General features: G+C 57.6%; 11 protein-coding genes, 6 tRNA genes and 1 pseudogene. 12 read left to right on the top strand and 6 right to left on the bottom strand.

Annotated elements, in window-relative coordinates:
* Positions 1-468: 468 nt before the first annotated feature.
* Complete coding sequence (locus tag M0746_RS04815; protein WP_172833250.1) at positions 469-1,227, bottom strand: hypothetical protein; 759 nt, start codon at positions 1,225-1,227, stop codon at positions 469-471.
* Between the two features lie 378 nt (positions 1,228-1,605).
* On the opposite strand from M0746_RS04815, the gene M0746_RS04820 reads away from it, so the two are divergent.
* The 7 genes from M0746_RS04820 (at position 1,606) to M0746_RS04850 (ending at position 3,435) form a co-directional block, all read left to right on the top strand.
* A tRNA-Glu gene (locus M0746_RS04820) sits at positions 1,606-1,681 on the top strand.
* Positions 1,682-1,683: 2 nt separating this feature from the next.
* Positions 1,684-1,759, top strand: a tRNA-Gly gene (locus M0746_RS04825).
* A 104-nt stretch (positions 1,760-1,863) separates the two neighbouring features.
* A tRNA-Glu gene (locus M0746_RS04830) sits at positions 1,864-1,939 on the top strand.
* Between the two features lie 3 nt (positions 1,940-1,942).
* A tRNA-Gly gene (locus M0746_RS04835) sits at positions 1,943-2,018 on the top strand.
* 56 nt (positions 2,019-2,074) lie between these two features.
* A tRNA-Glu gene (locus M0746_RS04840) sits at positions 2,075-2,150 on the top strand.
* 2 nt (positions 2,151-2,152) lie between these two features.
* Positions 2,153-2,228: transfer RNA gene (locus M0746_RS04845), tRNA-Gly, on the top strand.
* A gap of 307 nt (positions 2,229-2,535) precedes the next feature.
* Positions 2,536-3,435 carry a S1 family peptidase gene (locus tag M0746_RS04850; RefSeq protein WP_258448361.1) on the top strand — a complete coding sequence of 300 codons (900 nt, stop codon included), beginning with the start codon at positions 2,536-2,538 and terminating at the stop codon, positions 3,433-3,435.
* A 135-nt stretch (positions 3,436-3,570) separates the two neighbouring features.
* Here the strand turns inward: M0746_RS04850 and M0746_RS04855 are convergent, their stop codons facing one another.
* The 3 genes from M0746_RS04855 to M0746_RS04865 form a co-directional block, all read right to left on the bottom strand.
* The gene (locus M0746_RS04855) at positions 3,571-4,209 is read right to left on the bottom strand and encodes a LysE family translocator (protein ID WP_258448362.1); all 639 of its coding nucleotides are present in this window, start codon (positions 4,207-4,209) and stop codon (positions 3,571-3,573) included.
* Position 4,210: 1 nt separating this feature from the next.
* On the bottom strand, positions 4,211-4,981 hold the full coding sequence (locus M0746_RS04860) for a 2OG-Fe(II) oxygenase (protein WP_208940181.1): 771 nt from the start codon (positions 4,979-4,981) through the stop codon (positions 4,211-4,213).
* An 87-nt stretch (positions 4,982-5,068) separates the two neighbouring features.
* Positions 5,069-5,695 carry an alanyl-tRNA editing protein gene (locus M0746_RS04865; protein ID WP_258448363.1) on the bottom strand — a complete coding sequence of 209 codons (627 nt, stop codon included), beginning with the start codon at positions 5,693-5,695 and terminating at the stop codon, positions 5,069-5,071.
* A 90-nt stretch (positions 5,696-5,785) separates the two neighbouring features.
* Here M0746_RS04865 and M0746_RS04870 point away from each other — a divergent pair.
* Positions 5,786-6,780: pseudogene (locus tag M0746_RS04870) on the top strand (LysR family transcriptional regulator).
* Between the two features lie 680 nt (positions 6,781-7,460).
* On the opposite strand, the gene M0746_RS04875 reads toward M0746_RS04870, so the two are convergent.
* A complete protein-coding gene (locus tag M0746_RS04875) occupies positions 7,461-7,868 on the bottom strand; it encodes a PA2817 family protein (protein ID WP_258448364.1) in 408 nt (135 codons plus the stop codon).
* Positions 7,869-7,957: 89 nt separating this feature from the next.
* Positions 7,958-10,405, bottom strand: coding sequence for an acyl-CoA dehydrogenase (locus M0746_RS04880; RefSeq protein WP_258448365.1), 2,448 nt, complete (start codon positions 10,403-10,405; stop codon positions 7,958-7,960).
* A gap of 248 nt (positions 10,406-10,653) precedes the next feature.
* Between M0746_RS04880 and M0746_RS04885 the strand changes: the two genes are divergently transcribed.
* The 4 genes from M0746_RS04885 (at position 10,654) to M0746_RS04900 (ending at position 13,822) form a co-directional block, all read left to right on the top strand.
* Complete coding sequence (locus M0746_RS04885) at positions 10,654-11,313, top strand: transglutaminase-like domain-containing protein (protein WP_258448366.1); 660 nt, start codon at positions 10,654-10,656, stop codon at positions 11,311-11,313.
* Between the two features lie 43 nt (positions 11,314-11,356).
* Positions 11,357-11,980 carry a glutathione S-transferase family protein gene (locus M0746_RS04890; RefSeq protein ID WP_258448367.1) on the top strand — a complete coding sequence of 208 codons (624 nt, stop codon included), beginning with the start codon at positions 11,357-11,359 and terminating at the stop codon, positions 11,978-11,980.
* Positions 11,981-12,113: 133 nt separating this feature from the next.
* Positions 12,114-13,046: an ABC transporter ATP-binding protein gene (locus M0746_RS04895; RefSeq protein ID WP_203419030.1), complete on the top strand. Its 933-nt coding sequence runs from the start codon at positions 12,114-12,116 to the stop codon at positions 13,044-13,046.
* Positions 13,043-13,822, top strand: a complete 780-nt coding sequence (locus tag M0746_RS04900) for an ABC transporter permease (RefSeq protein WP_039760202.1) — start codon at positions 13,043-13,045, stop codon at positions 13,820-13,822. The genes M0746_RS04895 and M0746_RS04900 overlap by 4 nt, the downstream gene beginning before the upstream one ends.
* Positions 13,823-14,314 lie beyond the last annotated feature (492 nt).

The raw sequence follows: 14,314 nt of genomic DNA on the forward strand, positions 1-14,314 counted from the left end.
CACTCAGCCTTCCGATGTCGCCGGTTAGGCAAGATCAAGATCAAGGGCACTCGAGCTAACGCTCATTGTTGAGTGGTTAGAAGCGGGTGGTTGGCTTTAGGGTTGTGGTGTGGCTGCCCCTCACCCCAGCCCTCTCCCCCAGGAGAGGGAGCTGATCTGTGTTGGCTTTGAAATCGTGTACGACTCGGTATTTCAGGTTGGCGCAGCTCTCGCATCCACCCCGGTCAGTCCCCTCTCCCTCCGGGAGAGGGCTAGGGTGAGGGGCTTTTGATTCTTCAGATTGATTTCCAACATTAAGGCAAGATCAAATGCACTCGAGCTACCGCTCATCGTAGGAGTGGTGAGCAGCGACGCGTTGCGTGAGCCCGCTCGCGAACGCGGTCTCCTCTTCAGCGAAATTTTGTCAGGCTCTTGCCGCGATCGCATGAAAAAGCCACCTCGCGGTGGCTTCTCTTCAAATCTCTGCAATCAGTCGTAAATAACTTTCTTCTTCCAGTCCGCGTCAGCCTCGACATCTTTGAGGCCGGCGGTCAGTTGGTTTTCTTCGCCTTCGACCGGTGCGATCTTGTCCATGACCTGGGCGTTGGCGCGGGCCAGCAGTTTTTCCAGGTATTGCAGTTGTTCGGCGTAGATCTGCGGGTCCTGTTGTTTGCGCAGGTATTGCACGCCGCGTTCGAAGGCGAGGCGGGCCTGGCCGGGCTGGTTTTGTTGCAGGGATTGCTGGCCGAGGTTGTTGAAGAATTCGATGTGCAGCAGCACGAGGATATGGCGCACTTCGCGAACCCAGTGTTTGGCTTCGTTCGGTGGCAGGAAGCCGTCGTGGGCGGCGCGGGTGATCTGGCCGTGGAGGGCTTCGAGGAGGAAGCGTACGTCTTTGGCTTTGGCTTCGGTGATGATCGGTGCTGGTGGGTTGTTGACCGGAATCGATTCGCCCTGAGCCACCAGGGCGCTGAGTTCGGTGATGCGCGCTTTGGTGGTGGCGCTGGTTTTTTCCAGGTTCAGCAGGCGCTGGCAGACGTTCAGCTCCAGGCGGGTCAGCAACAGCTTGAGTGCCGGGCTCATGAACTGGCCGGGGAAGGTCTCGGTCAGTTCGCCGCAGCGGCGCAGGCGGTCGTTGAGCTCGACCTTGGTGCGGGCCTTCTCCAGTTTGTTGTTTTCCACCACATGGTTCATGTAGCCAATGGCGATCAGAATTGCGATCCCGGCTATGACAAGCAGGGTGATCATGAGTGGTGTCACCGGTAAGACCTCTTTATAGGGTTCGCATGAGTGTAGTGGCTGGGCATTGGGCCGCCTAGCGCCACTCGACGATTCGGTTCGGCAGTTCAATCTGTATCGGCCGCACATTGTTTATATGAATGCTGGCGCTTGATGTACAGATTGCCATCACTGTGCGGAATATAACGCCTTGGCCCGTGGCGGAATATAGGCGTCAAACATCGGACGACGGAAAAGCCCGCCTGCCGCCCTAAAGCGGGGCGAAGTCATTGATTTAAATAAATTTATATCTGGGGGTTGACGACCCCTCAATCCATCCATAGAATGCGCGCCACTTGCAGCGTAAAGCACACAGCGAAGCGCAGCAGGGAGTGAATGTTGTAGTGTGTCCCCTTCGTCTAGTGGCCTAGGACACCGCCCTTTCACGGCGGTAACAGGGGTTCGAGTCCCCTAGGGGACGCCAATGCGGGAATAGCTCAGTTGGTAGAGCACGACCTTGCCAAGGTCGGGGTCGCGAGTTCGAGTCTCGTTTCCCGCTCCAGTTTTAAACGGCAGTGCTTTCGGGCGGTGCTGAGTGAAACCAGAACCAAGTCTTTTGATGCGGATCTGGACACCGAAACACACACCATGTGTTCCGGGTAGCGTGTCCCCTTCGTCTAGTGGCCTAGGACACCGCCCTTTCACGGCGGTAACAGGGGTTCGAGTCCCCTAGGGGACGCCATTTGCGGGAATAGCTCAGTTGGTAGAGCACGACCTTGCCAAGGTCGGGGTCGCGAGTTCGAGTCTCGTTTCCCGCTCCAAATTCTAGAAACGCCGCTCAGTGAGCGGCGTTTTTATTAGTGAAAGTTGTAGCCGTGTCCCCTTCGTCTAGTGGCCTAGGACACCGCCCTTTCACGGCGGTAACAGGGGTTCGAGTCCCCTAGGGGACGCCATTGCGGGAATAGCTCAGTTGGTAGAGCACGACCTTGCCAAGGTCGGGGTCGCGAGTTCGAGTCTCGTTTCCCGCTCCATATTCACAAAAACGCCGATCAGCGATGATCGGCGTTTTTTTGTGCGCGTTTATTACCGTCCGCTGCGCATGGGCGCGAACCTGTTATCTGCATTAGGCATCGCGCAAATGGAAGTGGGATGTGTGAGTAAAGCGAATCAGCATACTTGCATGTTTCCATATATATACTATTTTTCTTGATGATGAAGTTGTGTATAGCTGTCAGATCTCTACTCATTAACATTGGTTGTACAGTATATGTCTAAGCTATGTGGCACTTTGTTGTGCTGACACAATCCTGGATAGTCGCGGATTAAAAAGGAATTTTCATGAAGGTCTTATCATGCTGTCGTTTGTCATTCTTTGGTTTTGGCGGCAAAAATAAATATCCAGTATTGCGTTTGCTCGCAATGCTGATAAGTTTCGTAGTGACGCCATATGGGCACGCAGTAACTACAAATGTAGTTGCAGATATCAACTCCAGAATCATCGGCGGCTCCGATGCCCCGCCTGGACGCTATCCTTTCATGGCGAGCTTTCAAACCGCATACACGGTGCCGAACAATCATCATTGCGGCGGCACCTTGATATCGCCAATTCTGGTGTTGACCGCCGCGCATTGCATCACTGGTGCAATAGTTGTGGGAAGCGAGATCTTTATCAACAGGGTCTCACAAGCCGATGCCAGTCAGGGTCTGACTAGGCGTATACATGCTTTACATATTTATCCTGATTGGGAGAGTGGCTTTGATATTGCCATTGTTGAACTCGATTCGCCGGTTACTGAAGTACAGCCAATCAGTCTTGTGTCATCGGAAGACGATACCTATCAGAAGCCTGGCTATTGGGTACGAGCCATAGGGTGGGGATTTTTGCATACTCACTTTCCCACAAAGCCAGACTTGTTGCAGCAAGTAGAGTTGCCAGTAATAACGGATAAAAGATGTTCCGAGTTGTATCCCGGTCAGCGTAGCGAAAGTAACTTGTGCGCGGGCACTCCCGGGCTTTCGACATGTAACTATGATTCGGGTGGGCCCCTGTTTGTGCAAGATCCAGCAACCCAGCGATTCTTGCAGATTGGCGTTACCAGTGGGGGAGACGGCTCGCGTTGTGAAGAGAAGGAAGCCACTCGTTTTGTTAAGTTGAGTGCTCCAGAAGCTGTTCGATTCATTTCGAGCGTGAGAAATCTGACATCGGTTGGCGATTCCTCAGACGAATTAGAGCATTGATTGAGGCCGTCGAATCAAGGGGTTTGCGATGCTCTGGCTTTTATCATCTGGATGTAAATCCGCTCGCGTAAAAATTCAAGCCAGCCATGAATGTGAAAAATCCCGATCGTTACTCGGGATTTTTTTTGATACGCGTCACATCGACAGCATCAACCGGCCGGCAAACAGAATCAGAACCACGCCCATGGTGCGCTCGAACCAGTGCCCCATGCGCATGAACAGCAATCTGACCCGGTTGCTCGAGAAAAACAGCGCAACCAGCACGAACCACAGTGCGTTGACGAAGCACATCCACAATCCATAGAGCGCCTGAATTTGCAGCGGCGTGCTGGCACTGATGATCGTGGTGAAGATCGCCAGGAAAAACAGCGTGGCTTTGGGGTTGGTGGCATTGGTCAGAAAACCGGTGCTGAAGGCCTTGAACAACGTTTGTTTGACCAGCGGCTCGTCGGTGGATTTTTCACCTTCAACGCTCGATTTCGGTTTGCTGCGCAGCAGGCTGACACCGAGGTACAGGATGTAAGCGCCGCCGATCACTTTGGCCACGGTGAGCAACCACGGCGTGGTGTGCATCAGGGCGCCGACACCGAGCAGGGTATAAAGCACATGCACGGAAATTCCTGCACCGATGCCCAGCGCCGTGCAAATACCGACCAACCGGCCGAAGCGCACACTTTGGCGGATGGTCACGGCAAAGTCCGGTCCGGGAGCTACAACCGCCAGGAAATGGATGGTCGCCAGCGCGAGAAATTCGCCCAGATAATTCGAATACATTTCAGCTCCAGTAAGTCAGGGGTGATGCATTGCCGCGATAGCCGACAAAGAACGACAGGCTCAAGCGCGGATCAGCCACGCCCGGGGTCACCGAGTGCATGCGCCGCGAATTGAACATGATGAAATCGCCCGGTTGCGGCCGGACCTCCAGAGCAGGAGGGCCGAGCAGGGCGGGGTCGATGCCGTAACTGTCGCCACGCATCTCATCGAATTGGTCAGGGGTGATGCGGTCGTCCCACATCTGCAACGCGCCGCCTTCGGTCGGCATGTTCAGGTAGACGTTGCAGGCGAACTGCGCCTCCAGACTGCGCGCCTGAAAACTGTCCGGGGCATCCTTGGCGAAGATGTCGTGATGGGCGAGGAAGCACACGCCCGGCTTCACTACCCGTGACAGGCCGACATACATTTTGCGCCCGTAGAGGTTTTCCAGGTGCGCACCAGCCGGCCAGGATTCGTCGAGCAGGCAGCGCAAGGTGTCGATCGGTGAAGAGTAGGGCGCACAGCGATTGCGCAATTCGGCGATGTTGCTGGCCGCCCGCTCGAAGTAATCCTCGATCAGCAGCGGTTGATTTTCCGCCTCGTAAAACGCCATGCCGATGCGGCCAATGCTCGGCGCGTTGATGTAACCCTCGAACCCGGGTGCGAGGATCTTGTTGCCAATCTCGATCGCCAGCGGCTCGGCCAGAAAGCTTTTGACGCGGATGGCGAGGACTTCTTCGTTGGCCAGTTTTTTTATGCACGTCTCATCGAGACGCTCGACGTCTAGCATCATGTCTTAGGTCCATCTATCGATAGTCAACGGAACCGGCGAATGCGGTCCCCCGGCGTCGAACGCTGCGTGCGGCAGCGTTCAAAATCCTCAATCCACGCTGTAGTGGACGGACAACGTGCCTTTCTTCTGCGAAAGGGACGAGATCGTGACTGTGCCCAGTTCCTTCAGGCTGCGTACATGGGTGCCGCCGCAGCCATAAGCGGGCAGGTCACCGAAACTGATTTCCCGCGCACCTTCGCGCAGTGAGGTCAGGCGTGGCAGATCGTCGGCGATCCATTGATCGAGCGCTTGTTGTACGGCCGCTACGTCAAGTTCCTGCGCGGCGTCGCCGGGTTTGAATTGCACACGACCTTCATCCGGCCAGTGATGAGCCTTGATCGGCGTCCAGCCCTGCGCCTGAATGAAATGTCCGATCAAGTGGCCGGCCGAATGCATGCGCGTGTTAAAACGTCGCCGCTGTTCCTCGATGCGGATCACTGTCATGCCCAGCGGTACCGGACGGTCGACAAAATGGATGATCCGCTCCGGCTCCTGCACCACGCGCGATACCTGGCTTTCGCCAATCCAGCCTGTATCGCTGGGCTGGCCGCCGCCCTGCGGGTGAAACAGGGTCGCGCGCAGCACGACAGCAAATTCGTTTTCCTGGGGCGTGCAGTCGAGGACTTCCACATTGGCCTTGAGGTCATCACTATGGAAAAAGAGGCGAAGCGTCATATTCCATGCCCTTATTAAAGTTTCTTTTTTTATTATATGAATCGGGTAATAGCGTGATAATCCGTTCAAACATCAAAGGACTTGTGTGCTGTGAGCATAAATTTGCCGCTACCGTTACTCGGAGAAATGGCGATTTTCGTCAGGGTCGTGGAGACCGGCAGCTTCTCTGAAGCCGCTCGACAACTCGGTTCGTCACCCTCAGCGGTGAGCCGCAGCATCTCCCGGCTGGAGAAGGCGCTGGCGACACGCTTGTTGCAGCGCACCACGCGCAAGCTGCGCTTGAGTGACGGTGGCGAAGAAGTCTTCAAACGCTGTCAGGAGATGGTCAGTGCCGCCCGCTCGGTGATGGAAATCAGCGGCCAGTTCACCCATGAGGCCGAAGGGCTGGTGCGCGTCAGTGTGCCGAAGGCGGTGGGGCGCTTCGTGATTCATCCGCACATGCCGGAGTTTTTGCGGCGTTATCCCAAGGTCGATGTCGAGTTGCTGCTGGAGGATCGCCAGGTGGATCTGATCGATGATCATGTCGATCTGGCGATTCGCATTACTGATCGGCCGCCGGCGGGGCTGGTGGGGCGTCAGTTGCTGACCATCGATCATTTGCTCTGCGCCACGCCGCAATATCTGGCCGAACACGGCACGCCAGCGCATCCGCATGATTTGCTCAATCACAGTTGTATTTATCTGGGCGAAACCCCGAGTGATGCACGGTGGAAATTCAAGAAAGGCAGCAAAGCGGTGACGGTCGGGGTGCGCGGGCGCTATGCCGCCAACCATACGGGTGTGCGGTTGGGGGCGGTGTTGCAGCATATTGGCATTGGCAGTCTGCCGTACTTCACGGCGCGTTATGCGTTGGAGCAGGGGCTGGTGGTTCAGGTATTGCCGCAGTGGACGTTTCTGGCGTCGTATCACGGTGGGTTGTGGTTGTTGCACTCGCCGACGCGGTATTTGCCGCCCAAGCTGCGGGTGTTTATCGATTATCTGGTGGAGTGTCTGCAGAAGGAGCCGACCTTGGGGCGGCCGGGGCGGTTGGCTGGGGGAATGTGGCGATGGCTTATGAGTTGCCGGAGGGGGAGGGTTTGCTCTGATTTTTCGGTCTGGTTTTGTTTGGTCTTGGCGGCCTTTGGGCCGACCAGACTGTTGGGGTTTTTGGGTGAATATCCGTTGCCGTCGGGTGGTGCGGCTGGCGGTTTCGCCCTTACGGCGAGTCCCTTTTTCAGACGCCAAAAAGGAACCAAAGGCTTTGCTCCTACGTTCGGCCCTCGCAGGCTCGGGTCCCTTCGCTCCGGGATCGATCCGGGCGCAGCGGCTACGGTTTGCTTCGCTGCACCTCCTTCCGCTGTGTCTGGCTGCGCCAGACGGTCGCTGCGCTCCCACGCCCGGATCAATCCCTCCACTCAGCCTTCCGATGTCGCCGGTTAGGCAAGATCAAGATCAAGGGCACTCGAGCTAACGCTCATTGTTGAGTGGTTAGAAGCGGGTGGTTGGCTTGGGGTTTGCGGTGTGGCTGCCCCTCACCCCAGCCCTCTCCCGGAGGGCGAGGGAGCTGATTTGTGGGCCGTTCAAAATTTGAGTACGACTCGGTATTTCATGTCGGCGTAACTTTTCAATTCATCACGATCAGTCCCCTCTCCCTTTGGGAGAGGGCTAGGATGAGGGGCTTTTGACGTTGGCCCTTGCATATGCCGTTGTCCTCATTCGGCATCACGAGCCAAAAAAATGCCCGCATGGCATCACCATTGCGGGCATTTTCATGATCAGGGCAATCTCAGTGCTTGCTGTCCTGCGCGGACATCGCCATCAGTTGCTTTTCCTGGTTCCAGTCGAACGGTTCGTCGTTCTGTTCGGCTTCGTAGCGACGTTCTTCCAGTGCCTGATACAAGTCGATTTCTTCGTCGGACAGATAGTGCAGGCAGTCGCCAGCGAAGTACCACAGCAGGTCGCGCGGGATGAGATGGGCGATTTGTGGGTAGCGGGTGATGACCTGGGTCAGGATGTCCTGGCCAAGGTATTGGCTTTCGATAGGGTCGATCGGCAAGGACGCCAGCAGTTCGTCGAAGCGCTCGAGGAACAGGGCATGGCTTTCTTCGGGCACCTGTTCGGCCTCACCTACGGCGACCAGGATACTGCGAAGGTGGTCGAGCAATACAAGATGATCGGCAACGACGTTGGACACGAGATAAGTCCTCAAGAGCAAAACGGGCGCGGGAGTATAAAGCCCCCGCGCCCGTTTTTCACAGGTTAAACGCTGTACGGCAGCTGAGGTCAGCGGACTTTGCCCTCGGCCAGCGCCAGTTCTTCCTTGTCGAAATCATCGACATCGATCACTTTGCGTCGTGCGGCTTCGGCGTCGCGCAGGCTTTGCGCTTCGACCGGTTGCAGTACGCCGGCCTCCAGTGCCGCGTCGATGGCGTGTTCGCCGGCGACTGGTTTGACTTGGCCGCTTTTCAGCGAAGTGTGCAGTTTTTTGTGCAGTGGCTGCGCGGCCTGCAGCAGGTCGCTGGCGTGTTGCAGTGCACCGACTGCGTCGTCAGGCGATTGCGGGCGGTAGCAGCCAGCAAGCAGTTGTTCCAGCGCTGGATCGCCCTTGGCGCGACCGATGACGCCCGCCACTTCGGCGCCGAGCTTGTCCGACGGGCCTTTGTGGCGACGACCGAACGGGAAAACGATGACCCGCAACAGACAGCCAAACACCTTGTTGGGGAAGTTGCGCAGCAGTTCATCCAGCGCTCGCTCCGACTGGCCGAGGCTTTCCTCCATGGCCCAGCGCAGCAGCGGTTCCATGTACGCCGGCGAGTCGAGGTCGTGATAACGCTTGAGCGCGGCGGAGGCCAGGTACAGGTTGCTCAGCACATCGCCAAGGCGTGCCGACAGGCGTTCGCGGCGTTTCAGTTCACCGCCCAGCAGCATCATGCTGAAGTCTGCGAGCATGGCGAACGCTGCGGCCTGTCGGTTGAGCGCACGGAAGTAGCCCTGACTGATCCTGTCGCCCGGTGCGTGTTCGAAATGACCGAAGCCAAGGTTGAGCACCAAGGTGCTGGCGGCATTGCTGACGGCGAAACCGATGTGTTTGAGCAGCAGGCCGTCGAATTCTTTCAGCGCCTGGTCTTTGTCTTCGCGGCCGGCCAGGGCCATTTCCTTGAGCACGAACGGGTGGCAGCGGATGGCACCCTGACCGAAGATCATCAGATTACGCGAGAGAATATTCGCGCCTTCGACGGTGATAAAAATCGGCGCGCCGTTCCAGCTGCGCCCCAGGTAGTTGTTCGGGCCCATGATGATGGCTTTGCCGCCATGCACATCCATGGCGTGACTGATGCACTCGCGCCCGCGTTCGGTGAGGTGATACTTGAGGATCGCCGATAGCACCGAAGGTTTCTCGCCCAGATCCACCGCATTGGCTGTGAGCATTCGCGCGGCGTCCATCATCCATGCGTTGCCGCCGATGCGCGCCATGGCCTCCTGAATACCTTCGAACGCGGACAGCGGTACGTTGAACTGCTCACGAATCTGCGCGTATTGCCCGGTGACCAGACTGGTGAATTTGGCCGCACCGGTGCCGACTGCGGGTAACGAGATCGAACGACCGACCGACAGGCAGTTCATCAGCATCATCCAGCCTTTGCCAAGCATTTCCTGACCGCCAATCAGGTAGTCCAGCGGGATGAATACGTCTTTGCCGGAGTTCGGCCCGTTCATGAATGCCGCGCCCAGCGGCAGGTGACGGCGACCGATCTCCACACCGGGGGTGTCGGTCGGGATCAGTGCCAGGCTGATGCCCAGGTCTTCCTTTTCGCCGAGCAGATGCTCAGGGTCATAAGCCTTGAAGGCCAGGCCGAGAAGTGTCGCGACCGGTCCGAGGGTGATGTAGCGTTTTTCCCAGTTCAGGCGCAAACCGATGACTTCCTCACCTTGCCACTGGCCTTTGCAGATGATGCCGGTGTCGGGCATGGCCCCGGCGTCGGAGCCGGCGAGCGGGCCGGTGAGGGCGAAGCACGGAATGTCATCGCCGCGGGCCAGCCGTGGCAGGTAGTGATTGCGTTGTTCGTCGGTGCCGTAATGCAGCAACAGTTCGGCCGGGCCGAGGGAGTTGGGCACCATTACCGTGGAGGCGAGGTCGCCGCTGCGGGTGGCCAGTTTCATCGCCACTTGTGAGTGTGCATAAGCGGAGAAGCCTTTGCCGCCGAATTCCTTGGGAATGATCAAGGCAAAAAAGCCATGCTCCTTGATATGTGCCCAGGCTTCAGGCGGCAGATCCATCGACTGGCCGATCTGCCAGTCAGTGACCATTGCACAGAGTTCTTCGGTCGGGCCGTCGATGAAAGCCTGCTCTTCTTCGCTCAATTGCGCCTTGGGGTAGGCCAGCAGTTTTTCCCAGTCCGGGCGCCCGCTGAACAGTTCACCATCCCACCACACGGTGCCGGCGTCGATGGCATCGCGTTCGGTCTGTGACATCGGCGGCAGGGTTTTCTGGAACCAGTTGAACAGCGGTGCGGTGAAATGCTGGCGGCGCAGGTCAGGCAGCAGCAAAGGTGCGGCGATCAGCGCCAGCACTACCCAGAACAAGGCCAGCAACCAGCCCGGCGCGTGACTGAAAATGCCCATCGCCACCAGGTAGACGGCGACGATGCCCAAAGCAGGCAGAGGGGCGATGCGCCGGTGAGCGAGATACGCCACACCAACGATCAAAACCAGTATCCACAACAACAGCATATTCAGTCCTCCGTGAACCAAGGCAAATCGACCCTCCAGAGCTTAGACGGCATCTGTAAAAGCGGGTGGTCAGACCAAGGTGATTGAAATCGTGGGAAACCCCGGATGGTTTTCGTAAGTTCGGTGGGCAACACGTGTGGGAAATCGTTCGCCGATCCCGCGGCTTTGCTTCCAGGTTTGGCCGAAACGTCGTTATCTCTGTGCTCAGGCTGTCGCTAGACTCGTGATTCATCTAGGAGATTGCCGTCATGCACGAGTTTCTGAGCCCCGGTCGCTTCATCGATAGTGACCACCCGGCAGTGGTGGAGTTCGCCGAGCAGCATCGCGGCGCCAGCCATGATCCGCGTGAGCAGGCAATCAGTCTCTATTACGCCGTGCGCGAAGCGGTGCGCTACAACCCGTACACGTTCAGCCGCGATCCGCAGACGTTGCGCGGCAGCCATGCATTGGCAACCGGCGAAAGTTATTGCGTGCCCAAAGCCACGTTGCTCGCCGGCTGCGCGAGACGCTGCGGCATTCCCGCACGCATTGGCCTGGCCGATGTGCGCAATCACCTGTCGACGCCGCGTCTGCTCGAGCTGCTGCGAAGCGACCGGTTCGCCATGCACGGCTACACCGAGTTCTTTCTTGATGGCCGTTGGGTCAAGGCCACGCCGGCGTTCAATCAGCAACTGTGTGAGCTGTTCAACGTCGCACCGTTGGAATTCGATGGCGTCAATGACAGCGTTTTTCACCCGTACAACCGTGACGGCGCGCTGCTGATGGAGTACCTGGTTGATCACGGCCAGTTCAGCGATGTGCCGGAAGCGTTCTTCTTCGAGCATCTGCAAAAATGCTATCCGCACCTGTTTACCGATCAGCAACCGGCTTTGCTGGGTGACATGCTCAGTGATGTGAGCGCTCGCTGATCCGGCGTATGCTGGCCGTCCACTCACTTGCAAAGAGGCGGTCATGCTGAAGATCTGGGGACGGAAAAACTCATCGAATGTCAGGAAGGCATTATGGGCGGCCGAAGAGTTGGGGCTGGCTTACGAGGCGATCGATGCCGGTGGCGCATTCGGTGTGGTCGACACGCCCGAATACCGCGCGATGAATCCGAATGGCCGGGTTCCGGTGATCGAAGACGAGGGGCTGGTGCTGTGGGAATCCAATGCCATCGTCCGTTATCTGCTGGCCAGACATGCGTCAGACAGCGCTTGGTATCCAGCCGATCCGCGCACCCGCGCCACCGCTGACAAATGGATGGACTGGACCAGCTCAAGTTTTGCCGGGCCGTTTCGCACGGTGTTCTGGGGCGTGTTGCGCACGCCTGCCGAGAAGCAGGACTGGACGGCGATCAATGCCGCGATCAAGGAATGCGATGAATTGCTGAACATGGCCGACCATGCCCTGATCAGCCAGCCTTACCTGTCCGGCAATGAAATCGGCATGGGCGATATCCCGCTCGGCAGCTTCATTTATGCCTGGTTTGAAATGCCCATCGAGCGCGCGCCACAACCTCATCTGCAAGCCTGGTACGAGCGCCTGAAACAGCGTCCGGCCTATCAGAAAGCGGTCATGACCGCGTTGACTTGATAATTACTATCGACACACTTGACTGTACTTGTGCGGCGGCGGCAAGCACCATTGCGAACTTGCGCCGCGGTTGTTTCCCTCGCCGCTCGCCCTTATTTAGTCCTTTCTTCCCTTCATGGTGCGTAAATCCGATATGAGTTCCGCTCTGTCCATCCGGCAGCTAACCAAAACCTACGGCAACGGGTTCCAGGCCTTGAGTGGTATCGATCTGGACGTCGCCGAAGGTGACTTCTTCGCCTTGCTCGGCCCCAACGGCGCCGGCAAATCCACCACGATTGGCATTCTCTCGACTCTGGTCAACAAGACCAGCGGCACAGTGAATATCTTTGGCCACGACCTGGACAAGAACCCGGCCGCGCTCAAGCGCTCGATCGGCGTGGTGCCCCAGGAATTCAATTTCAACCAGTTCGAAAAGACCTTCGACATCGTCGTGACCCAGGCCGGTTACTACGGCATTCCGGCGAAGATCGCCAAGGAACGCGCCGAGCAGTACCTGACGCAACTGGGCTTGTGGGACAAGCGCGATGTGCCGTCGCGTTCGCTGTCCGGCGGCATGAAGCGGCGCTTGATGATCGCTCGCGCACTGGTGCACGAACCGCGCCTGCTGATCCTCGACGAGCCGACTGCGGGCGTCGACATCGAGCTGCGTCGGTCGATGTGGACCTTCCTCACCGAACTGAACCAGAAAGGCATCACTATCATCCTCACCACGCATTATCTGGAGGAGGCTGAGCAGTTGTGCCGCAATATCGGCATCATCGACCACGGCACGATTGTCGAGAACACCAGCATGCGTCAGCTGCTCGGTCAGTTGCATGTGGAAACCTTCCTGCTCGATCTCAAGGGCGATCTGGCGGCCGCGCCGCAACTGGTCGGCTACCCGTCGCGACTGATTGATGCGCACACGCTGGAAGTGCAGGTCGACAAGTCGATGGGCATTACTGCGCTGTTCGGCCAGTTGGCCTTGCAGAACATCGAAGTGCTGAGCCTGCGTAATAAAACCAATCGCCTCGAGGAGCTGTTCGTGTCGCTGGTAGAAAAAAATCTGTCGAAGGTGGCGGTATGAGTTCTGAGTTCGGTCCCAACCTCGTCGCCCTGCAGACCATCGTTTACCGCGAGGTCAAACGCTTCATGCGGATCTGGCCGCAGACCCTGCTGCCGCCGGCGATCACCATGGTTCTGTACTTTGTGATCTTCGGTAACCTGATTGGCCGACAGATCGGTGACATGGGGGGCTTCACGTACATGGAGTACATCGTGCCGGGGCTGATCATGATGTCGGTGATCACCAACTCCTACGGCAACGTGGTTTCGAGTTTCTTCGGCAGCAAGTTCCAGCGCTCTATTGAAGAGCTGATGGTCTCGCCGGTGTCACCGCACACGATTCTGATCGGCTTCACCATTGGTGGCGTGTTGCGCGGTCTGGCGGTGGGTTTGATCGTGACGATTCTTTCGCTGTTCTTCACCGATCTGCAGGTGCATCACCTGGGTGTGACCATTCTGGTGGTGGTGCTGACGGCGACGATTTTCTCGCTTTTGGGCTTCATCAATGCGGTGTTTGCGCGCAACTTCGATGATATTTCGATTATTCCGACCTTCGTGCTGACGCCGCTGACTTACCTGGGTGGGGTGTTTTATTCGATCACGCTGTTGCCGCCGTTCTGGCAGACGGTGTCGCTGGCTAATCCGGTGCTGCACATGGTTAACGCCTTCCGCTACGGGATTCTTGGGGTGTCGGATATCCGGATCGGTATCGCGATCACGTTTATGCTGGTGGCGACGGTGGTGTTGTATCTCGGTTGCGCGCGGTTGCTGGTGAGTGGGCGGGGGATGCGTACCTGATCTGGCGATGGCTGGCTTTCAGGCGGTGAGTTTTGGGTACATATCCGTTGCTGCGGTAACGGCTGCTTGTGGTTTCGCCTGACGGCGACTTACTTTTTTTACAAGCGCCTAAAAAAAGTAAGCAAAAAAACGCTTGCTCCTACGTACGGCCCTCGCAGGCTCGGGTCCCTTCGCTCCGGGACTGATCCGGGCGCAGCGGCTACGGTTTGCTGCGCTGCACCTCCTTCCGCTGTGTACGACTTCGTCGTACGGTCGCTGCGCTCCCACGCCCGGATCAATCCCTGCGCTCAGCCTTCCGACGTCGCCGGTTAGGCAAGATCAAGATCAAGAGCACTCGAGCTAACGCTCATTGTTGAGTGGTGAGAAGCGGGTGTTTGGCTTGGGGTTTGCGGTGGATTCGCCCCTCACCCCAGCCCTCTCCCGAGGGAGAGGGAGCCGATCCTGGTTGGCTTTGAAATTTGCGTACGACTCGGTATTTCAGGTCGGCGTAAC

This window comes from Pseudomonas sp. S11P7 (genome assembly GCF_023195435.1).
Taxonomy (GTDB): domain Bacteria; phylum Pseudomonadota; class Gammaproteobacteria; order Pseudomonadales; family Pseudomonadaceae; genus Aquipseudomonas; species Aquipseudomonas fluorescens_G.